At 74.9% G+C, this 19,841-nt stretch carries 17 protein-coding genes and 2 pseudogenes; 11 read left to right on the top strand and 8 right to left on the bottom strand.

Annotated features, from left to right (window positions below; genetic code table 11):
• The 3 genes and pseudogenes from ACI8AF_RS26470 to ACI8AF_RS26460 all read left to right on the top strand — a co-directional run.
• Window positions 1–193: pseudogene (locus ACI8AF_RS26470) on the top strand (NADPH-dependent F420 reductase); the annotation flags it as partial.
• 75 nt (window positions 194–268) lie between these two features.
• Entirely contained in the window at window positions 269–973 is a 705-nt protein-coding gene (locus tag ACI8AF_RS26465; RefSeq protein ID WP_456542766.1) for a helical backbone metal receptor, read from the top strand.
• 4 nt (window positions 974–977) lie between these two features.
• Window positions 978–1,376 carry a DUF2784 domain-containing protein gene (locus tag ACI8AF_RS26460; protein ID WP_456542765.1) on the top strand — a complete coding sequence of 133 codons (399 nt, stop codon included), beginning with the start codon at window positions 978–980 and terminating at the stop codon, window positions 1,374–1,376.
• On the opposite strand, the gene ACI8AF_RS26455 is transcribed toward ACI8AF_RS26460, so the two are convergent.
• From ACI8AF_RS26455 to ACI8AF_RS26430, 6 genes are all read right to left on the bottom strand, one after another.
• A complete protein-coding gene (locus tag ACI8AF_RS26455) occupies window positions 1,312–2,430 on the bottom strand; it encodes a glycosyltransferase (RefSeq protein ID WP_456542764.1) in 1,119 nt (372 codons plus the stop codon). The genes ACI8AF_RS26460 and ACI8AF_RS26455 overlap by 65 nt on opposite strands.
• A 4-nt stretch (window positions 2,431–2,434) precedes the next feature.
• Window positions 2,435–2,863, bottom strand: a complete 429-nt coding sequence (locus tag ACI8AF_RS26450; RefSeq protein ID WP_456542763.1) for an ester cyclase — start codon at window positions 2,861–2,863, stop codon at window positions 2,435–2,437.
• Window positions 2,864–2,881: 18 nt separating this feature from the next.
• Window positions 2,882–3,712 (bottom strand): 3-methyl-2-oxobutanoate hydroxymethyltransferase, encoded by an 831-nt coding sequence (gene panB, locus ACI8AF_RS26445; RefSeq protein ID WP_456542762.1) that lies wholly within the window; start codon window positions 3,710–3,712, stop codon window positions 2,882–2,884.
• Window positions 3,709–5,547 (bottom strand): NAD+ synthase, encoded by a 1,839-nt coding sequence (locus ACI8AF_RS26440; RefSeq protein WP_456542761.1) that lies wholly within the window; start codon window positions 5,545–5,547, stop codon window positions 3,709–3,711. The genes panB and ACI8AF_RS26440 overlap by 4 nt, the downstream gene beginning before the upstream one ends.
• A 91-nt stretch (window positions 5,548–5,638) precedes the next feature.
• Entirely contained in the window at window positions 5,639–6,115 is a 477-nt protein-coding gene (locus ACI8AF_RS26435; protein WP_456542760.1) for a SixA phosphatase family protein, read from the bottom strand.
• 22 nt (window positions 6,116–6,137) lie between these two features.
• Window positions 6,138–6,917: a slipin family protein gene (locus ACI8AF_RS26430; protein ID WP_456542759.1), complete on the bottom strand. Its 780-nt coding sequence runs from the start codon at window positions 6,915–6,917 to the stop codon at window positions 6,138–6,140.
• A 228-nt stretch (window positions 6,918–7,145) separates the two neighbouring features.
• Between ACI8AF_RS26430 and ACI8AF_RS26425 the strand changes: the two genes are divergently transcribed.
• The 6 genes from ACI8AF_RS26425 to ACI8AF_RS26400 all read left to right on the top strand — a co-directional run bounded on the left by ACI8AF_RS26425 (window position 7,146) and on the right by ACI8AF_RS26400 (window position 14,679).
• Window positions 7,146–8,486, top strand: a complete 1,341-nt coding sequence (locus tag ACI8AF_RS26425) for a glutamine synthetase family protein (RefSeq protein ID WP_456542758.1) — start codon at window positions 7,146–7,148, stop codon at window positions 8,484–8,486.
• Between the two features lie 46 nt (window positions 8,487–8,532).
• Window positions 8,533–9,285 (top strand): type 1 glutamine amidotransferase, encoded by a 753-nt coding sequence (locus ACI8AF_RS26420; protein ID WP_456542757.1) that lies wholly within the window; start codon window positions 8,533–8,535, stop codon window positions 9,283–9,285.
• A 1-nt stretch (window position 9,286) separates the two neighbouring features.
• Entirely contained in the window at window positions 9,287–12,382 is a 3,096-nt protein-coding gene (locus tag ACI8AF_RS26415; RefSeq protein ID WP_456542756.1) for a bifunctional [glutamine synthetase] adenylyltransferase/[glutamine synthetase]-adenylyl-L-tyrosine phosphorylase, read from the top strand.
• Between the two features lie 123 nt (window positions 12,383–12,505).
• A complete protein-coding gene (locus ACI8AF_RS26410; protein WP_456542755.1) occupies window positions 12,506–13,336 on the top strand; it encodes an aquaporin in 831 nt (276 codons plus the stop codon).
• Between the two features lie 40 nt (window positions 13,337–13,376).
• Window positions 13,377–13,685 carry a CDGSH iron-sulfur domain-containing protein gene (locus ACI8AF_RS26405; RefSeq protein WP_456542754.1) on the top strand — a complete coding sequence of 103 codons (309 nt, stop codon included), beginning with the start codon at window positions 13,377–13,379 and terminating at the stop codon, window positions 13,683–13,685.
• Window positions 13,686–13,782: 97 nt separating this feature from the next.
• Window positions 13,783–14,679: a bile acid:sodium symporter family protein gene (locus tag ACI8AF_RS26400; RefSeq protein WP_456542767.1), complete on the top strand. Its 897-nt coding sequence runs from the start codon at window positions 13,783–13,785 to the stop codon at window positions 14,677–14,679.
• 167 nt (window positions 14,680–14,846) lie between these two features.
• Here ACI8AF_RS26400 and ACI8AF_RS26395 read toward each other — a convergent pair.
• Together ACI8AF_RS26395 and ACI8AF_RS26390 are read right to left on the bottom strand one after the other, a co-directional pair.
• A pseudogene (locus ACI8AF_RS26395) lies at window positions 14,847–15,932 on the bottom strand (methyl-accepting chemotaxis protein); the annotation flags it as partial.
• Between the two features lie 232 nt (window positions 15,933–16,164).
• The gene (locus ACI8AF_RS26390) at window positions 16,165–17,178 is read right to left on the bottom strand and encodes an iron-containing redox enzyme family protein (protein ID WP_456542753.1); all 1,014 of its coding nucleotides are present in this window, start codon (window positions 17,176–17,178) and stop codon (window positions 16,165–16,167) included.
• 75 nt (window positions 17,179–17,253) lie between these two features.
• On the opposite strand from ACI8AF_RS26390, the gene ACI8AF_RS26385 reads away from it, so the two are divergent.
• Window positions 17,254–18,105, top strand: a complete 852-nt coding sequence (locus ACI8AF_RS26385) for an SDR family oxidoreductase (protein WP_456542752.1) — start codon at window positions 17,254–17,256, stop codon at window positions 18,103–18,105.
• Between the two features lie 126 nt (window positions 18,106–18,231).
• Entirely contained in the window at window positions 18,232–19,734 is a 1,503-nt protein-coding gene (locus tag ACI8AF_RS26380; RefSeq protein ID WP_456542751.1) for an MFS transporter, read from the top strand.
• The last annotated feature ends 107 nt before the right edge of the window (window positions 19,735–19,841 follow it).

The raw sequence follows: 19,841 nt of genomic DNA, 5'->3' as shown, positions 1-19,841 counted from the left end.
CGTGATGGTGGTCGGGGACGACCGGGCGGCGATGGACCTGGTGCAGGCGCTGGCCGGGCGGCTGCCGGGGATGCGCGGGATCTACGCCGGGCGGCTGCGCAACGCCCGCCAGGTCGAGGCGCTGACGATCAACCTGGTGTCGGTCAACCGCCGCTACAAGGCCCACGCCGGGATCCGCATCACCGACGTCTGAGAAAGGACCCCCGTGCCCCCCGCCCCTCGCACGCTCGCGGCGGGACCCTGCACGGGGGCCGCTCCCGGACGCGTCGTGTCGCTCGTGCCGTCGCTGACGGAGGCGATCGCGGCGACCGACCGCGGGCTGCTGGTCGGCGCCACCGACTGGTGCAGCCACCCGGCCGACCTCGACGTCCCGCGGGTCGGCGGCACCAAGTGGCCCGACATCGCGCGCGTGCTCGCGCTCGAGCCCGACCTGGTCGTCGCCAACGCCGAGGAGAACCGCGACGAGGACGTCGCCGCGATCCGGGCGGCGGGCATCGAGGTGGCGGTGACCGCGCCCGCCACCGTCGACCAGGCGCTGGACACCCTCGGCCGGCTCTGCGCACTGCTGGGGACCCCCGACCCGGCGTGGCTGGCCGCTGCCCGCGCCGCGTGGGCCGACCCGCCGAGCGTCGGGCCGGTGCGCGCCGTCGTCCCGATCTGGCGGCGGCCCTGGATGGTGCTCGGCCGCGACACCTTCGCCGGCGACGTCCTCACCCGGCTCGGCGTCGTGAACGTCTTCGCGCACCACGCCGACCGGTACCCGAAGCTGACCCCGGCGGAGGTGGCAGCGGTCGACGCCGACCTCGTCGTCCTGCCCGACGAGCCGTACGCCTTCACGCCCGGGGACGGACCCGAGGCCTGGCCACGGGCGCGGCCGGCGTTCGTCAGCGGCCGGCACCTCACCTGGTACGGGCCCTCGCTGGCCGAGGCGCCCGCGGTGCTCGCCCGGCAGCTGCGCGCAGGGGCAGACTGACCTCGTGCTCCTGGCCGGCGTCGTCGCGGTGGTCCACGGGGCCGCCGTGCTCTTCATGCTCACCGGGTCGCTGCTGGCGCTGCGGTGGCCGCGGCTGCTGCTGGCGCACGCGCCGGTCGCGGTGGCGATCCTCGCGGTCAACCTGGCCGGGGCGCCGTGCCCGCTGACCGTCTGGGAGGACGACCTGCGCGCCTCGGCCGGTGCGCCACCGCTGGAGGGCGGCTTCCTCGGTCACCACGTCTTCGCCCCGGTCGGGCTGGACGTGAACAGCACGGCCGTGCAGGCCGGCCTGTACGTGCTGGCGTTCGGGCTCAACGCCGTCGGCTACGGCCTGGCGCTCAGCCGCGCACGCGCGCGGCGGCGGCCTCCAGCACCGGCACCAGCTCCGCCGGGTGCGGCATAGCGGCGATCTCCGCGGCCACCTCGCCGGCGTTCGCGGCCAGCGCGTCGTCGTCGACCAGGCGCCGCAGCAGGGCGGGGGAGAGGTCGCGCAGGTCGGCGGCCAGGCCGGCACCGCGGGCCGCGACCAGGTCGGCGTTGACCCGCCGGTCGCCGGCGCCGCGGACGACCAGCTGCGGCACCCCGGCGGCCAGGGCGGTCAGCACCGTGCCCGCGCCGCCGTGGTGCACGATCCCGGCCGCGGCCGGCAGCACGGCGGGGAAGGGCAGCCAGCCCGTCGTCCGCACGTTGGGCGCCAGCGTCTTCCGGGCGACCCAGCGGTCCGGCCGGACCAGGACGACGTCGAGATTGGTCCCGGCGGCGGCGTCGGCGACCGTGGTCATCAGCCGGTCGCGGCGCGGGTCGGCCACCGTGCTGCGGCTGACCAGCACCCGCGGCCGGTCGCCGGCGTGCGCGAACTCGTCGGCGAAGGGGCGGTCGGGCGTCGCCGCGACGAACCGCATCGGCCGGCCGCGGCGCTGCCCGACCAGGCTGGGCGGCGCGGTGACCAGCACCTCGGCCGGCGCCGGGAAGTCCCGGGCGCCCCGCCGCGGGGCGTAGTCGGCCAGGACCGCGGCGGAGAGCTCCTCGGCGTCGAACAGGTTGCCCTCGACCAGCACGGCGGGCACCCGCTGCCGGGCCGCGGCCTCGGCGCCGGCGGGGGCCAGCGGTTCGTGGACGACGAGGTCGGGCGCGAACCGGCGGGCGGCCCCGGCGACGCCGTCGGCCATGCGCTCGCCGACCGCGCCGAAAAGCAGCCGCACCGCCCGGGTGCCGGCCCGGCCGGCCATCTCCTCGCGCATCAGCCGCGGGTGCCGGGACAGCGCGCGCAGGAACAGCGGCCCGATCCGCAGGCCGGGCGCGACGTCCTCGGTGGCCAGCCCCGCCGGGCAGGCCGCCAGGCCGTCGGCGGCGGTCGCGAGCAGCACGTCGTGCCCGGCGTCGCGCAGGGCGGTGGCGAGCGGGGTCAGCGGCAGCACGTGCCCGGGCAGCGGCGAGGCGACGACGAGGACCCGCACCGGGTCAGTCCGCGGTCGGGACGACGCGGCGGCCCAGCCGCCGGAGCAGGCCGGCGAAGTCGTCGTTGCGCCACCACTCGACGATCCGGCCGTCCTCGACGCGGTAGACGTCGGTGCCGCCCCAGCGCAGCTGCTCACCGGAGGGCTCGACCCCGCCGAGCGAGCCCTGCGCCGTCCCGGTCGCCGTCCACCGGGCCGCGACGTAGGGCCCCTCGGCGATGAGCAGCTCGTGGATGACGTGCAGGTCGGGGAAGAGCACGCGGAAGCGCCGGTAGGCCTGGCGCAGCTCGTCGATCCCCTCGGTCGCCGCCGCCTCGCCCGGTGTACCGGGGTGCATGGTCACCGACTCGTGCACGAACCGGTCCAGCAGCTCGGCCCGGTGCGTGTTCACGCACTCCTCGACGAACCGGCGGACGACGTCCTTGGGATCCATCGGTCCTCCCGGGGAGGGCTACTCGAAGGAGTGCTCCGGTGCCGGGAAGGTACCGCTGCGGACGTCGTCGGCGTACTCCTTCGCCGCGCGCAGCAGCTCGCCGCGCAGGTCGGCGTACTTCTTCACGAACCGCGGCACGCGGCCGCCGGTGAGGCCGGCCATGTCGGGCCAGACCAGCACCTGCGCGTCGCAGTCGACGCCGGCGCCGATGCCGATGGTCGGGATGGCCAGCTCCTTGGTCACCTGGGCGGCCAGGGCCGCGGGCACCATCTCCAGGACGACGGCGAACGCGCCGGCCTCCTGCACCGCGGCGGCGTCGGCGAGCAGCTGGTCGGCGCCCGCTCCGCGGCCCTGCACGCGGAAGCCGCCGAGGGCGTGCTCGCTCTGCGGCGTGAAGCCGATGTGCGCCATCACCGGGATGCCGTTCTCGGTGAGCAGCTTGATCTGCGGGGCCACCCGCAGCCCGCCCTCCAGCTTGACCGCCTGCGCGCCGCCCTCCTTCATCAGCCGCAGGGCGTTGCCCAGCGCCTCCTGCGGCCCGGCCTCGTAGCTGCCGAAGGGCATGTCGGCGACGACCAGGGTGCGCCTGGTCGAGCGGGTCACGGCCTTGGTCATCAGCAGGATGTCGTCGAGGGTGACCGGCACGGTGCTCGAGTAGCCGAGGACGACGTTGCCGGCCGAGTCGCCGACCAGCAGGACCGGGATGCCGGCCTCCTCGAACACCGCGGCGCTGTTGGTGTCGTAGGCGGTGAGCATCGCCCACTTCTCGCCGCGCTCCTTGGCCTGCTGCAGGTGGTGGACGCGCACCCGGGCGGACGACTGCCCGCCGTAGAGGACCGATTCGCTCATGACTGTGCAGCCGCTCCTTCGCGGACGCTGGGCAGGCTCTCCCGCCAGCGGTTGGTGATCGGCAGACGCCGATCCCGGCCGAACGCCTTCAGCGAGATCTTCGTTCCCGGTGCCGACTGGCGGCGCTTGAACTCGGCGATGTCCACCAACCGGAGGACCTTCGCCACCACCTCGGGGTCGTGCCCGCGCTCGAGCAGCTGCGCCATGCCGAGGTCGCGGTCGACGTAGTCGGCGATCACCGCGTCCAGCTGGTCGTAGGAGGGCAGCGAGTCGGAGTCCTTCTGGCCGGGCGCCAGCTCCGCCGACGGCGGCTTGTCGATCGAGTTCTTCGGGATGGGCTCGGTCTCGCCGCGGTCGCGGGCGTGGGCGTTGCGCCAGCGGGCCAGCTCCCACACCAGGGTCTTGGGCACGTCCTTGATCGGCGCGAACCCGCCGGCCGCGTCGCCGTAGAGCGTCGAGTACCCGACGGCGACCTCGCTCTTGTTGCTCGTGGCCAGCAGCAGGTGGCCGTGCTGGTTGGACAGCCCCATGAGCAGCGTGCCGCGCACGCGGGCCTGCAGGTTCTCCGCCGCCACCCCGGTCAGGTCCACGCTGCCGTGGAAGGCGTCGACCATCGGCGCGATCGGCACCACCGAGTAGTGCAGGCCCAGCCGCTCCGCCGAGTCCTCGGCGTCGGACAGCGAGTGCTCGCTGGACCACTTCGACGGCAGGCCGACGCCGAAGACCCGGTCGGGACCCAGGGCGTCCACGGCGAGCGCGGCGACCAGCGCCGAGTCGATCCCGCCGGACAGCCCGAGGATCACCGACGGCAGGCCGTTCTTGTCGATGAAGTCCTTCAGGCCCAGCACCAGCGCCCGCCAGACCTCCTCGCAGTCCGACAGCGGCTTCGCCACCGAGCAGGGTCGCGCCTCGAACGGCTCGACCGGCTGCTCGGAGACGACGTGCCGGTGCACCGTCATCGGGCCGATCCGGCCGTCCCGCCGCTCGCCGACCGCCGCCCGGTCGAGGGTGAGGTCGGCGGTCATGAGGTGCTCGACGAACTGCGGCGCCCGGGCCAGCAGCTCGCCGTCGGCCAGCACGACCATCGAGTCGCCGTCGAAGACCAGCTCGTCCTGGCCGCCCACCTGGTTGCAGTAGACGACCGGCGCGCGCGCCTCGGCGGCCCGGCGGCGCACCAGCGGTAGCCGGGCGTCGTCCTTGGCCCGCTCGTAGGGCGAGGCGTTGGGGGAGACGACGAGGTCGACCCCGGCCTGCCCGGCGACGCCGGCCGGCCCGCCCTCGACCCAGAGGTCCTCGCAGATCACCAGGGCGACGTCGACCCCGTGCAGCCGGACGACGTGCAGCTCGTTGCCCGGCACGAAGTAGCGGTCCTCGTCGAAGACGCCGTAGTTGGGCAGGTGCCGCTTGTAGTAGCGGGCGACGACCTCACCGCCGTGCAGCAGCGCGGCGGCGTTGCGCGGGGCGCCGCGCCGCGGGTTGGCGTCGGAGGGGTGGTCGTCCTCGTCGGTCGGCGGGGTGTCGACCGGCGCCGGGCCGCTGCCCTCGGTGTGCGCGAGGTAGCCGACGACGACGGCGGTGCCGCCCAGGCCGCGTTCCTCGAGGTCGGCGGCCAGGTCGACCACCGCCTGCTCGCTGGCCTTCGCGAACGACTCCCGCAGCACGAGGTCCTCGGGCGGGTAGCCGGTCAGCGTCATCTCGGGGAAGACGACGAGGTGGGCGCCCTCCGCGGCGGCCCGCGCCGTCCACGTCCTCACCAGCTCGGCGTTGCCGTCCAGGTCCCCGACGCGGGTGTCGACCTGGGCGAGTGCCACCCGCAGCTGCACCGGATCGCTCATGCCCCCAGTCTGGTCGTCCTGGCTGGTCGGCGGCCATCCGGGGCGGGTCCAGCGCCGGGTCGGTGCCGGTCCGTGCCGGTTCGGTGCCGGTTCAGTGCCGGGGCGCGGTGAACCCGACGAGCCTCGCCCCGCCGAACCCGAGGGCGGCGAAGGGCACCGGCACGTCGAACTCGGCGACGCCGCCGGCCGGGAAGCCGAGCGCCACGCCGTCGCGGGCCGCCGGCGCGCCCGTGCCGTCGTCCAGCAGGCGGGCGAGGTCGCCGACCGACGGGTTGTGGCCGACGACGGCCAGCGTCCCCACGTCGCCATCCGTCTCCCGGACGACGGCGAGCAGCAGGTCGACGTCGTCGACGTAGAGGCGGGGCTCGACGACCGGCCGGATCCCGGTCGCCGCCTCCTCCCACGTCTGCACCGTCCGGCGGGCGGGTGAGACCAGCACCCGGTCGGGCCGGGGCAGCCGCGCCCCCAGCGCCCGCGCGTCGCGCGCGCCCTGCTCGGTCAGCGGTCGCTCGGCGTCGACCCGCCCGACGGCGGCCTGGGCGTGGCGGATCAGCAGGAGTCGGGGCACCGGCCGAGTGTGGCAGCGCACATCAGGCGCGGACGGCGCCGTCCGGCGGTGCGGCGCGCTCCAGGAAGCGCAGCAGCTCGACGGGGAACGGCAGGACGACGGTCGAGTTCTTCTCGGCGGCCACCTCGACCATGGTCTGCAGCAGCCGCAGCTGCAGGGCGGCCGGCTGCGCGCTCATCACCGCCGCCGCCTGCGACAGCTTCTCGGAGGCCTGCAGCTCGCCCTCGGCGGTGATGACCCGCGACCGGCGCTCCCGCTCGGCCTCGGCCTGCCGCGCGATCGACCGCTTCATCCCCTCGGGCAGGGCGACGTCCTTGATGTCCACCCGGTCGATGTGGATGCCCCAGTCGACCGCCGGGTTGTCCAGCATCAGCTCCAGGCCCTGGTTGAGCCGCTCGCGGTTCGAGAGCAGGTCGTCGAGGTCGCTCTTGCCGATGATCGACCGCAGCGACGCCTGCGCCACCTGGGCGATCGCGGCCTGGTAGTTCTGCACCCCCACGACCACCCGCACCGGGTCGTACACCTTGTAGTAGACGACGGCGTCCACCTTGACCGTCACGTTGTCGCGGGTGATGCCCTCCTGCGCCGGCACGGGCATGGTCACGACCTGCATGTTCACCTTGTGCAGCCGGTCGACCCCCGGGGCGATGAAGGTCAGCCCGGGTTCCCGGGGCGCCCCGTTCAGCCGGCCGAAGCGCAGCACCACGCCCTTCTCGAACTGGTCGACGACGCGCAGGCTCAGGCCGGCGAGCACCAGCAGACCCAGGGCGGCCACGAGGAGCACTGCGAAGACGACGTCCATCTCGCCCTCCGCCACCCGCGCCGGCAGGGGGCGCCCGGGAGGCGCCCGTGCCGCGGCGCTCTCGCCGGTGGCAGGGTCATGGTAGGTCCGGCGGCGCATTCCGGAACAGGTCCGAGCGCGACACCTCCGGGGCGCAGCCGGTGCCGGCGTCCCCCGGGCGGGGCGGGCTGGAAGGCTGTAGCCGGCGTCGTCACGCAACCGAAACGAGCGGATCAGATCATGGCGAGCATGGACCGACAGCAGGAGTTCGTCCTGCGCACCCTCGAGGAACGCGACATCCGCTTCGTGCGGCTGTGGTTCACCGACGTCTCGGGTTACCTCAAGGCGGTCGCCGTCGCGCCGGCCGAGATCGAGGCCGCGTTCGCCGAGGGCATCGGCTTCGACGGCTCGGCGATCGAGGGCTTCGCCCGCGTCTACGAGTCGGACATGCTGGCCAAGCCCGACCCGGGGACGTTCCAGGTGATGCCCGCCCGCGCCGGCCGGGCCAGCGACACCGCGCGGATGTTCTGCGACATCACGCTGCCCGACGGCTCGCCGGCCTGGGCCGACCCGCGGCACGTGCTGCGGCGGACGCTGTCCAAGGCCGCCGACATGGGCTTCACCTTCTACACCCACCCCGAGGTGGAGTTCTTCCTGCTCAAGGACCTGCCCACCGACGGCAGCCCGCCCGAGCCGGCCGACACCGGCGGCTACTTCGACCTGTCGACGCACAACGTGGCGCACGACTTCCGGCGGGAGGCGGTCTTCGCCCTGGAGGCGATGGGCATCTCGGTGGAGTTCAGCCACCACGAGGTCTCGCCCGGCCAGCAGGAGATCGACCTGCGCTACGCCGACGCCCTGTCCATGGCCGACAACATCATGACGCTGCGGCACGTCGTGCGGGAGGTCGCGCTGGCCCAGGGCGTGTACGCGACGTTCATGCCCAAGCCGTTCACCGACCTGGCCGGGTCGGCCATGCACACCCACCTGTCGCTGTTCGAGGGCGACCGCAACGCCTTCCACGACGCGTCGGACCCGATCCGGCTGTCGACGACGGGCAAGCAGTTCATCGCCGGCCTGCTCACCCACGCCCGCGAGTTCACCGCGATCACCAACCAGACGGTCAACTCCTACCGGCGGCTGCTGGCCGGTACCGAGGCGCCGACCGCGGTCACCTGGGGCCGGGCCAACCGCTCGGCGCTGGTGCGCGTGCCGTCGTACAAGCCGTCGAAGGCCAACTCGGCGCGGGTCGAGATCCGCTCGCCCGACTCGGCGTGCAACCCCTACCTCACCTTCGCCGTCCTGCTGGCCGCCGGGCTGCGCGGGATCGAGAAGGGCTACGAGCTGCCGCCCGAGGCCGAGGACGACGTCTGGTCGCTCACCGACACCGAGCGGCGCGCCGCCGGCTACGAGGACCTGCCGGTGTCGCTGGGCGAGGCGCTGACCGCGATGGAGAGCAGCGAGCTGGTCGCCGAGACGCTCGGCGAGCACGTCTTCGACCACTTCCTGCGCAACAAGAAGGAGGAGTTCGCCTCGTACCGGCAGAACGTCACCCCCTTCGAGCTGCGCCGCTACCTCCCCGGCCTGTAGGCCGTTCCCGCTTCCGGCGCCGAGAGCGGGAACTAGGCTCGATCGCGTGTCCGCCCGCGCCGCCCGCCTGCTCGTCGTCGTCCCCAGCCGCACGGACCCGCCGGCGCGGTTGGGGGAGTGGCTGACCGAGGCCGGGCTGGAGCTCGACGAGCGGTACGTGCGTCCGCAGGACGGCGGCGACGAGCTGCCCGCCGACCTCGAGGGGTACGACGGGCTGCTCGTCCTCGGCGGCCCGCAGACGTCGACGGACCCCGACGACGTCCACCCCGAGCTGGTCGGCGTGCGGGCGCTGCTGCGGCAGGCCATCGCCGACGACGTCCCCACGCTGGGCGTCTGCCTCGGCGCGCAGCTGCTGGCGCAGGCCGGCGGCGGCTCCACCCGCAGGGGCGTCGAGGGCCCGGAGGTCGGCGCGGCGCTGGTGGCCAAGCGCGACGCCGCCGACGCCGACCCGCTGTTCGGCCCGCTGCCGATGACCCCCGACGTCATCGAGTGGCACCACGACGAGATCTCCACGCTGCCGCCCGGCGCCACCCTGCTGGCCAGCAGCCCGGTCTACGGCAACCAGGCCTTCCGGGTCGGCCGGCACGTCTACGGCCTGCAGTTCCACATCGAGACCACGCCGGAGGTGGCCCGCGCCTGGGCGCACGACGACCCGGACGGCGTCGCGACGAGCCCGCTCGACCTCGACACGATCTGCCTGCGCATGGACCTCGCGCACCCCGACCTCGAGCGGGTGTGGGCGCCGTTCGCCGCCCGCTTCGCCGACCTGGTGCGCGGCACGGCGCGGCAGGCCGCCTGAGATGACCGCTCCCGGCGCGCGGGAGGTCCCGCGGCGGGCCGTCGTCCGGCTGGCCCGGTTCGGGTTCGACGACGGCGAGCGGGCCGCCCGCATCCTCTCCGATCCCGCGATCGGCCTGTGGGACCTCGAGCGCAACGAGCCCGCCGATCCCGAGGCCGGCCCGGTCGTCAGCGCGCTGGCCCGTGCCGGCGACCCCGACCTCGCCGCCCGGTCGCTGCACCGCCTGGTGGAGGCGCTCGACCGCGAGGACGCCAGCGGCGGCTCGGCGGCCACCCTGCTGGCCCGGCTGCGCGGCTCGGCACTGCTGCGGGCCCGGCTGCTCTCGCTGCTGGGCGCCAGCGCCGGGCTCGCCGACCACCTCGCCGCCAACCCCGCCGACTGGACGGTGCTCGACGGCGACGGCCGGGGCAGCGCCCGCCCCACCGCGCTCGCCCTCGAGCGGCAGCTGCTGCTCGCGGTCGGCGCCGACCCCGACGACCCGCCCTGGGGGGTCCGGCTCGGCAAGGCCGCGCCCGACGCCGCCCCCGACCGGGTCACGGCCCTGCGGCTGGCCTACCGCCGCTCGCTGGTGAGCCTGGCCGGGCGCGACCTCGGCGAGAACATGTCCGCCGAGGACGTCGCCGGCGAGCTCGCCGACATCGCCGCCGCGGTGCTGGGCGCCGCGCTGGCGATCGCCGTCGCCGAGCAGCCCGCCGACGCCGCGGCCTGCCGGCTGGCGGTGATCGGTCTGGGCAAGTGCGGCGGCCGCGAGCTCAACTACGTCAGCGACGTCGACGTCGTCTTCGTCGCCGAGCCGGTCGACCCCACCGACGCCGAGGGCCCGGCCGTGCAGAGCGCCACCCGGGTGGCCGCCGCGCTGCTGCGGATCTGCCGCGAGGCGGCCTGGGAGGTCGACGCCGCGCTGCGCCCCGAGGGCAAGGCCGGCGCCCTGGTGCGCACGCTCAAGGGGCACACCAGCTACTACGAGCAGTGGGCGAGCACCTGGGAGTTCCAGGCGCTGCTGAAGATGCGCCCGGTCGCCGGCGACCCCGACCTCGGCCGGGCCTACGTCGACGCGCTGTTCCCCGAGGTCTGGAAGGCGGGCGACCGCCCCGGCTTCGTCGGCGAGGTGCAGGCGATGCGCCGCCGGGTCGAGGAGAACATCCCGCCGGCGCAGGCCGACCGCGAGATCAAGCTCGGCCGCGGCGGGCTGCGCGACGTGGAGTTCGCCGTCCAGCTGCTCCAGCTGGTGCACGGCCGGGTCGACCCGTCGCTGCGGGTGGGCGGCACCCTGCCGGCGCTGATGGCGCTGCGCGCCGGCGGCTACGTCGGCCGGGACGACGCCGACACCCTCATCGCCTCCTACCGGTTCCTGCGCACCGTCGAGCACCGGCTGCAGCTGCTGCGCATGCGCCGCACCCACCTGCTGCCCACCGACGAGCAGCAGCTGCGCTGGCTGGCCCGCTCGCTCGGCTACAAGCCCGACCACCGCGGGGACGCCGTCGACGTGCTGCGGGCCGAGCTGGCCCTGCACAACCGCGAGGTCCGGCGGCTGCACGAGAAGCTCTTCTACCGGCCGCTGCTCTCCGCGGTGGCCCGCGTGCCCGGCGAGCAGATGCAGCTGGGCTCGAAGGCGGCCGGCGACTGGCTGCGCGCCCTGGGCTTCGCCGACCCGGAGGGCGCGCTGCGGCACATGGCCGCGCTGACCGGCGGCGTCTCCCGCTCGGCGTCGATGCAGAAGTACCTGCTGCCGGTGCTGCTGCAGACCTTCGCCTCCTGCGCCGACCCCGACGCCGGGCTGCTCGCCTACCGCAAGGTGAGCGAGTCCCTCGGCGGCAACCAGTGGTTCCTGCGGCTGCTGCGCGACGAGGGGCAGGTGGCCGAGCGGCTGGCGCTGCTGCTCGGTTCGAGCCAGTACGTCGCCGGCCTGCTCGGCCGCGCGCCGGAGGCGCTGCGGATCCTCGCCGACGACGCCGAGCTCGAGCCGCGCTCCGCCGCCACCCTCGCCGGGGCCTGGCGCGCCGCCGCCCGGCGGGCGCCCGACCCCGAGGAGGGCATCCGCGTCATCCGCGGGCTGCGCCGCCAGGAGCTGCTGCGCGTGGCCAGCGCCGACCTGCTCGGCCGGCTGGACGTGGTCCGCGTGGGCCGCGCGCTCACGGACATCGCCGTCGCCACCCTGCAGGCCGGGCTCGACACCGCGCTGCGCGCGCACGCGCTGGAGACCGGCACCGACGTCGCCGACGTCCCGATGGACCTCGCGGTCATCGGCATGGGCCGGCTCGGCGGCGGGGAGATGGGCTACGGCTCCGACGCCGACGTGCTCTTCGTGCACCGGGCCCGGGACGGCGCCGACGAGAAGGCCGCCGCCGCGGCCGCCAACGCCGTCGCGCACACCCTGCGGCGGCTGCTCGGCGCGCCCGCACCCGACCCCGCCTTCGAGGTCGACGCCGACCTGCGCCCGGAGGGCCGGCGGGGCGCCCTGGTGCGCAGCCTCGACGCCTTCCGCGAGTACTACGAGCGCTGGGTCGACGTGTGGGAGGTGCAGGCGCTGCTGCGCGCCGCCCCCGTCGCCGGCGACGAGCGGCTCGGCGCCGACTTCGTCGCGATGGTCGACCCGCTCCGGTACCCCGAGGGCGGGCTGACGGCGGAGCAGGTGGCCGAGATCCGGCGGATCAAGGCCCGGGTGGAGCGCGAGCGGCTGCCGCGCGGCGCCGACCCGGCGACCCACACCAAGCTGGGCCGCGGCGGCCTGGCCGACGTCGAGTGGACCGTCCAGCTGCTGCAACTGCAGCACGCCGCGCAGGACGCCGGCCTGCGGGTGCCGGCGACGGTCGACGCCCTCGCCGCCCTGGCCGAACACGGGACGCTCCCCGCCGAGCAGGCGGAGGTGCTGCAGGCGGCGTGGGAGCTGGCCAGCCGGGCGCGCAACGCGATCTTCCTGGTCCGCGGGCGGCCCAGCGACCAGCTGCCCCGCACCGGGCTGGAGCTGGCGGGCGTGGCCCGGGCCTGCGGCTACGGGCCCGACACCGACCCCGGGCAGTTCGTCGACGACTACCGGCGCACCGCCCGCCGCGCCCGCGGCGTCGTCGACGAGGTCTTCTACGGGCAGGCCGGCTGAGAACACCGGAGTTCCGCAAGACCCTGGCGTGTTGCGCGCAACGGGTCCAGCCTGGACGCGACCCGCACCGCGGCCGCCGACGGGCGGCGCGGGGAGCGGTTGCGGCGCTCGAGAGGTCCCGTCGTGCCCCCCACGCTCGTCCGCTCGCTGGTCGCCGAGTTCGTCGGCACCCTGCTGCTGGTCTTCCTCGCCGTCGGTGCGGCGGTCGGCGGCATCGACGCCGTCGGCGCCACCGGCGTCGCCCTGGCCTTCGGCCTGGTCCTGCTCGCCCTCGCCTACGCGATCGGCCCGGTCTCGGGGTGCCACATCAACCCCGCCGTCACCCTCGGCGTGCTGCTCTCCCGCGGCATGACCGCCCGGGAGGCCGGGCTCTACTGGGTCGCCCAGTTCGCCGGCGGCATCGCCGGGGCGGGGCTGCTGGCGCTGCTCACCAGCGGCTTCGGTGACGTGACCGACCAGACCGGGACCCTGGGCTCGAACGGCTGGGGCGTGGCCATCAACGGCGTCGGGGCGTTCGTGCTCGAGATGCTGCTGACGTTCGTGCTGGTCGCGGTCGTGCTGCTGGTCACCGGCCGCGCTGCCTCACCGGGCTTCGCGGGGCTGGCGATCGGCCTGACGCTGGCCGCCGTCCACCTGATCGGCATCCCGCTCACCGGTACCGGGGTGAACCCGGCCCGCTCGCTCGGCCCGGCGCTGTTCGCCGGCGGCGAGCCGCTGACCCAGGTGTGGCTGTTCATCCTGGCGCCGCTGGTCGGCGCGGTGCTGGCCGTCGGCGTCGTCCGCGCGCTCACGCCGCCGGCCCTCACCGAGGAGGCCCTGCTCGAGGGGTCCGGCGACCCGACCGGCGCGCAGGTGCCCGAGGCGCGGGAGGCGACCGACGAGGTGCTCGTCGTCGAGACCGTGGCCGTCGAGGTCGAGTCGGAGGAGGGCCGCCGGAGGCCCCCGGCCGGGTGACGCAGGTGTGCGCGGCGCCGTCCCGGGGCAGGGTGCACCTGTGTCATCACCCGCGCCCGAGCCGCCCGAGGACGACGAGCGCCGCGGCGCCGCCACCATCACCCCGTACCGCGACGGCCCGCTGATCGTCCGGGGCGACTTCCGCCTCGTCGACCAGGACGGCGTGGAGATCGACCCGGGCCGCGACACGATCGCCCTGTGCCGGTGCGGCAAGTCCGGCATCAAGCCGTTCTGCGACGGCACGCACAAGCGGACCGGGTTCTCGGCGCCGAGCGCGCCGTCGCGACCGCGCCCGGCGGCGCAGATCCGCAGTGCCGCGCGGCTGCGGGAGGCGTCCCCGGAGGGGTGACCGCCCGGCGCCGCGCTCGACCGCGCGCCCCGGTGTGCCGCAGGATGCACGTCACGGCCTCGACGAGGAGGCTCGCGCACCCGAACCGGAGGCCGCCATGGGCTCGGCGCTGACCACCGTCCTGCTCCCGGCCGCCCTGGCGCTGGTCATGCTGGGGCTCGGGCTCGCGCTGACCCTCGCCGACTTCGCCCGGGTGGGCCGTCAGCCGCGCGCCGTCGTCATCGCCCTGGCGCTGCAGCTGCTCGTGCTGCCGCTGCTGTGCTTCGGACTCGTCCAGCTGTTCGACCTGCCGCCCCTGCTCGCGGTGGGGCTGCTGCTGCTCGCCGCCTCGCCCGGTGGGACGACGGCCAACCTGTTCAGCCACCTCTTCCGCGGCGACGTCGCCCTCAACATCACGCTGACGGCGGTGAACTCCCTGATCGCCGTGGTGACCCTGCCGCTGGTCACCAACCTGGCGATCGCGTACTTCGACCCGGACGACGCCGGTTCGATCGGCCTGCAGTTCGGCAAGACGGTGCAGGTCTTCGCGATCGTGCTGGTGCCGGTGGCGATCGGGATGCTGGTGCGGTCCCGCGCGCCGGGCTTCGCCGAGCGCATGGACAAGCCGGTGCGGATCGTCTCGGCGGTCGTGCTCGCCCTGGTCATCGTCGGCACGATCGTCGCCGAGCGGGAGAACATCGCCGAGTACCTCGGCGACGTCGGCCTGCCCGCGCTGCTGTTCTGCCTGCTCAGCCTGGCCACCGGGTTCTTCGTCCCGCGGGCGCTGGGCGTCGTGCACCGCCAGGCGATCGCCAGCGCGTTCGAGATCGGCGTGCACAACAGCACGCTGGCCATCACCGTGGCGATCAGCGTGCTCGGCAGCGTGGAGCTCGCCGTGCCGGCGGCGGTGTACGGCGTGCTGATGTTCCCGGTCGCCGCGGCGTTCGGCTGGGGGATCAGCCGCGCCGTGCGGCGGCCCGCCGAGGAGGTCAGCCCGAGCCGGTCGGAGACCTGATCAGCGGCTGTCGAACCGGGTCGCCATGGTGACCTGCTCCTCGAGCACCTCGCCGATCCGGGCCTGGACGGCGTCGAGCTCGCCGACGATCTCGCTGGTCGTGTGGATGCCGCCGAGACCGACTCGCTGCTGGCCTGCAGCGACGCGATCTGATCGGTGACCCGCTGGGTGGCCTCGGCCGTCTCCCGGGCCAGCTCCTTGACCTCGCTGGCGACGACGGCGGAGCCCTTGCCGAGCTCGCCGGCGCGGGCCGCCTCGATGGTGGCGTTGAGCGCGAGCAGGTTGGTCTGGTCGGCGATGCCGGAGATGACCGCGACGACCTCGCCGATGGCGGCGGAGGCCTGGCCCAGCGACTCGACCTCGGTGGTCATCGTCGAGGCCTGCTCCACCGCCCGCTCGGCGACCCGGCCGGCGGCCGCGGCGGCCTCGCGGAGCCGGTCGACCGTCTCGAGCAGGGCCCGGGCGTTCTCGGCGTCGTCGGCGGCGCGGCGGAGCACGTCGATCCGCTGCGACACCAGGGTCTGCACGTTGCGCAGCGCCGAGGCCCGCGACTCCGACAGCTCGATGGTCTCGGTGACGAAGAAGTCCATGGTGCCGATGACCTGACCGCCCGCGGTGACGGGCAAGCAGACGCCGGACTTGACGCCGGCCCGCATCGCGGCGGGGCGGCGCACGCAGTCGGTGACCGCGGCCAGGTCGCGGACGAACACGAGGTCGCGGCGCTGCCACGCCCGCCCCGAGAGCCCGACGCCCTCGGCGAAGCTGGCCTCGAGGGTCACCGTGCGGAACTCCTCGCCCGCCGAGCCGGACTCGACGGCGAAGCGGAGCACCCGCGCCTCGGGGTCCAGCGCCCAGAACGAGCCGTACGCCCAGCCGAAGGCCGTGCGCACGGTGTCGAGCACGATGCGCAGGGCGCTCGCCTCGTCGCGGGCCGCGCCCACCCCTGCGACGACGGTGGTGACCGCCTCCCGGTCGTCGAGGGTCTCCTGCAGCGCGGCCGAGGCGAGCGCCGCCGTGCGGGCGTGGCCGAGGATGCGGCCGATCGCCTGCCGCTTCTCCCGCCGTCCGCCGACGAACGGCAGCTCCCGGCGGCTGTGGTGCTCGACGATCTCCACCACCCGGTCGCCCTCGCGGACGGGCAGCAAGGCGCCCTGCAGCGCGCCGGCGGTGTGCGCCGTCTCCCAGCGCAGGCAGCGGCCGGGCACCGGGGCGTCGGTGAGCAGCACGGTGTCCTGGACCGCGCCGTGGGCCATCCCCGTGGACTCGACCAGCCCGCGCGTGATCACGCAGACCGCCTCGAGCGGGTCCGGGACACCCGCGTCGAGCAGGCCGATGACGTGCTCGAGCGCCGCCACGTCGCGGGGCCTCTGCTCCGGGCGGAGGACGGGCTGGAGCGTGCTGTCCGCGCGGCGGCACATGCCCCAGGACATCGGGCGGACGCGACCGACGTCGAGCCGGAACCGGAGGGTGCTGTATCCCCGCTCGTCAGGCGGCCAGCGGCCGCGCGCCGCGCAGCACCGAGGCCCCGGACTCCCACGCGGCCAGCAGCACCCGGGCGGTGAGCCCGTCCACCGCCAGCGCGCAGGCGGCGCCGAAGAGCACGTCCCCGGCCAGGGCGGGGTCGTCGCCCACCAGCGAGCCGCACATGTCCACCGCGGCGATCTGCTCGTGCACCGCGTCGGCCTCGACGTGCTCGTCGTAGAAGACGGTCGTGCGCTCGTCGAAGCCCAGCCGGCGCAGCCCGGCCGACAGCCGGCGGCTCGGCTCGGAGGACGTCATCTCCACGGCGGCCAGGTGCCCCAGGGCCGCGCCGCGCCAGCGGCGGTGCAGGCCGAACAGCGACATGGTGTTGACCAGCGCGAACGCGACCGCGGGGGAGTCGTCCCAGAGCGCGCCGTACCCGGCGTCGAGCCCGAGGTCGCGCATCATCCCGGCGAACAGCTCGCTGTGCATGCGCTCGGCGGTCCCGCCGCCGTACTCGTCGGACTGGATCTCCACCATCGCCGACTTCGCCCGCCCGGACAGCCGGGGGACGGCGAAGGTGTGCGGGTCGCCCTCCTTCAGGTGGTACACCGAGCGCAGGCTCAGGTACTCCCGGTACTGCTCCAGCGAGGCCTTCTTCGACAGGTACGACGACAGCGACGGCGAGTCGTCGGCGGCGATGAGCGCGGTCAGCTGCCGGTCGATCGGCTCGTCGGAGGCCTCGAGCGGGCCGACCAGCGCCCGCAGCGCCCGGGTGTGCGCGCCCTCCAGAAGCGCCCGCAGCCGCAGCAGCTCCGGCTCCCACTCCCAGCTCTCGGCGACGCCGTCGAAGCCGCGGTAGTGCAGCTCGTAGCAGGCGGCGAGGGCCACCTGCAGGTCGTCGTCGAGCAGCGGCTGGTCCGCGGCGGCCGCGACGCGCTCGGCCGTGGCCAGGGTGGCGGGGGAGAGGGTGGTGCCGCCGGCGAGGTCGGCGAACAGGGCGCTGGTCAGGGGACCCCGGGGCTCGGGCAACTGCATGCCCTGGCCATGCCCACGGCCGCTGCGTTCGATGCACACCTGTGTGCGATGTCGCCCAGGGGTAGGAACCGCGGCATGACCTCTACGGATGCCCGGATCGTCCTCGTCACCGGCGGCAGCGCCGGCATCGGCCGCGCCGTCGTCCACCGGCTGGCCGCCGACGGCGCCCGCGTGGTCACCTGCGCCCGGCACGGGGCGCGGCTGGCCGAGGCGGTCGACGGCGTCCCCGGCGTGAGCGCGGTGACCGCCGACGTCGCCGACGCCGGCGACCGGGCACTGTTGGTGGAGCGGGTCCTGGCCGAGCACGGCCGGCTCGACGCCGTCGTCCTCAACGCCGGGCTCGGCTGGGCCGGGCTGGTCGAGGACATGCCCGGCGAGGTGGTCGAGGGCATGGTCGCGCTGAACCTGACCGGGGTGGTCGAGCTGACCCGCCTCGCGCTGCCGCACCTGTTCGCCGCGGCGCGGGAGCGGGGGCGGGCCGACGTCCTCACGATCGGGTCGGCGGCCGGCTGGGCGCAGGTGCCACCGCTGACCGTGTACTCCGCCACCAAGGCCGGCGTGCAGGGGTTCGTGAAGGGGCTGCGACGGGAGGTGACCGCCCGCGGGGTGCGGGTGCACACCGTCAACCCCGGCTTCGTCGCCACCGAGTGGCTCGCCCGCGGGCACGGGCACCCGCCGGCGTCGGACGACGACGCCCGCGGCCGGCTCTCCCCGGGCATCGACCCGCGGCGGGTGGCCGACGCGGCGGCCCGTTGCCTCGCCGCGCCGCGGTCGCGCACCGTCGCCGTCCCCCGGTGGTTCGGGCTCGCCCGGCTCGGCGAGGTCACGCCGGTGAACCGCCTGCTCGACGCCGTCCTCTCGCACCAGGTCGAGCGGATCCGGGAGCGCACCGCGCGGGAGGTCGCCGCGCGCACCGGCCAGGAGTGACCTGGTCGACGTGCGACGGGGTCGAACGAACGGGGGGTTGATCGAGTTCCCGGCGGGGCAACAACGGTTCCGGCCGACAACAGTTTCGGTCCACAACAGAACACGGCCCAGCCCGGAGGCAGTTCGATGACGACAACCCGCGAGGCGCCCGCACCCGGCGTGATCCGCAGCCTCATCCCGGCGCGGATCGACCGGCTGCCGTGGTCCCCGTTCCACACCCGCATGGTGGCCGCGCTCGGCACCGCCTGGATCCTCGACGGGCTGGAGATCACCGTCGCCAGCGCCGTGGTGGAGCGGCTGACGGAACCGGAGACCCTGGCGCTGTCGGCGACCCAGGTCGGCCTGATCGCGTCGGTCTACCTCGCGGGCGAGGTCGTGGGCGCGCTGTTCTTCGGGCGGCTGTCCGACAAGCTGGGCCGCCGCAAGCTGTTCATGATCACGCTGGCCGTGTACCTGATCGGCAGCGGCCTCACCGCGCTGACGCTCAGCAACGACTGGGGCTGGGTGGGCTACCTGTACCTCACCCGGTTCATCGCCGGCATGGGCATCGGCGGCGAGTACGCCGCGATCAACTCCGCGATCGACGAGCTGATCCCGGCGAGGTACCGCGGCCGGACGGACATCATCGTCAACGGCACCTACTGGGCCGGGTCGATCCTCGGCACGCTCGGCACGTTCATCTTCCTGAACGCCATGGACCCCAGCGTCGGCTGGCGGCTGGCGTTCCTGCTCGGCCCGGTGCTCGGCATCGTGATCCTCTTCGTCCGCCGGCACCTGCCGGAGAGCCCGCGGTGGCAGATCATGCACGGCCGCGAGCACGAGGCCGAGGAGACGATCACCTACATCGAGCAGGAGGTCGAGCGCGGCGGCCGCACGCTGCCGGAGGTGCCCCGGGACAAGGCGATCGACCTGACGCCGGCCGAGAACATCGGCTACTTCGCCCTCGCCCGGGTGCTGTTCAAGGAGTACCCGCGCCGGGCGATCTACGGCGCCTCGCTGATGATCACCCAGTCGTTCCTGTACAACGCGATCTTCTTCACGTACGCGCTGGTGCTGGGCAACTTCTACGACGTCGACTCCGGTGACGTCCCGCTGTTCCTCATCGCCTTCGCGGTGGGCAACCTGGCCGGCCCGCTGGTGCTCGGGCACCTGTTCGACACCATCGGCCGCAAGAAGATGATCGCCGGCACCTACATCCTCTCCGGCGTCCTGCTGGCGGTGACGGCGTTCCTGTTCCGCGCCGACGTCCTCACCGCGACGACGCAGACCATCGCCTGGGGGGTCATCTTCTTCTTCGCGTCGGCCGGCGCCAGCTCGGCCTACCTGACGGTCAGCGAGATCTTCCCGCAGGAGGTGCGGGCCAAGGCGATCGCCGTCTTCTTCTCGATCGCGCAGGTCTTCGGCACCTTCGGTCCGCTGATCTACAGCGCGCTCATCGGCGAGGGCGAGGACCGGGGCCCGCTGTTCTACGGCTACCTGCTGGGGGCCGGGGTCATGGCGCTCGGCGGGCTGATCGCCGCGTTCCTCGGGGTGTCGGCCGAGAACAGGTCGTTGGAGGACGTCGCCACGCCGTTCGCCGCCCGCCGGGCCGGCGTCCGGGCCGAGGGTTCGGCGTCCCCCCGCTACTGAGCCCACCCGGGCTGGGCGGCGCGGGCGGCTGTGGGGGGGGGGGGGGGGGGGGGGGGGGGGGGGGCGGGGGGGGGGGGGGGGGGGGGGGGGGCGGCGGTGGGGGGGGG

The sequence above is a fragment of the Blastococcus sp. SYSU D00669 genome (assembly GCF_054050715.1).
Note: the sequence above shows the minus strand (reverse complement) of the source record. Positions and strands in the feature narration are given on the sequence as shown.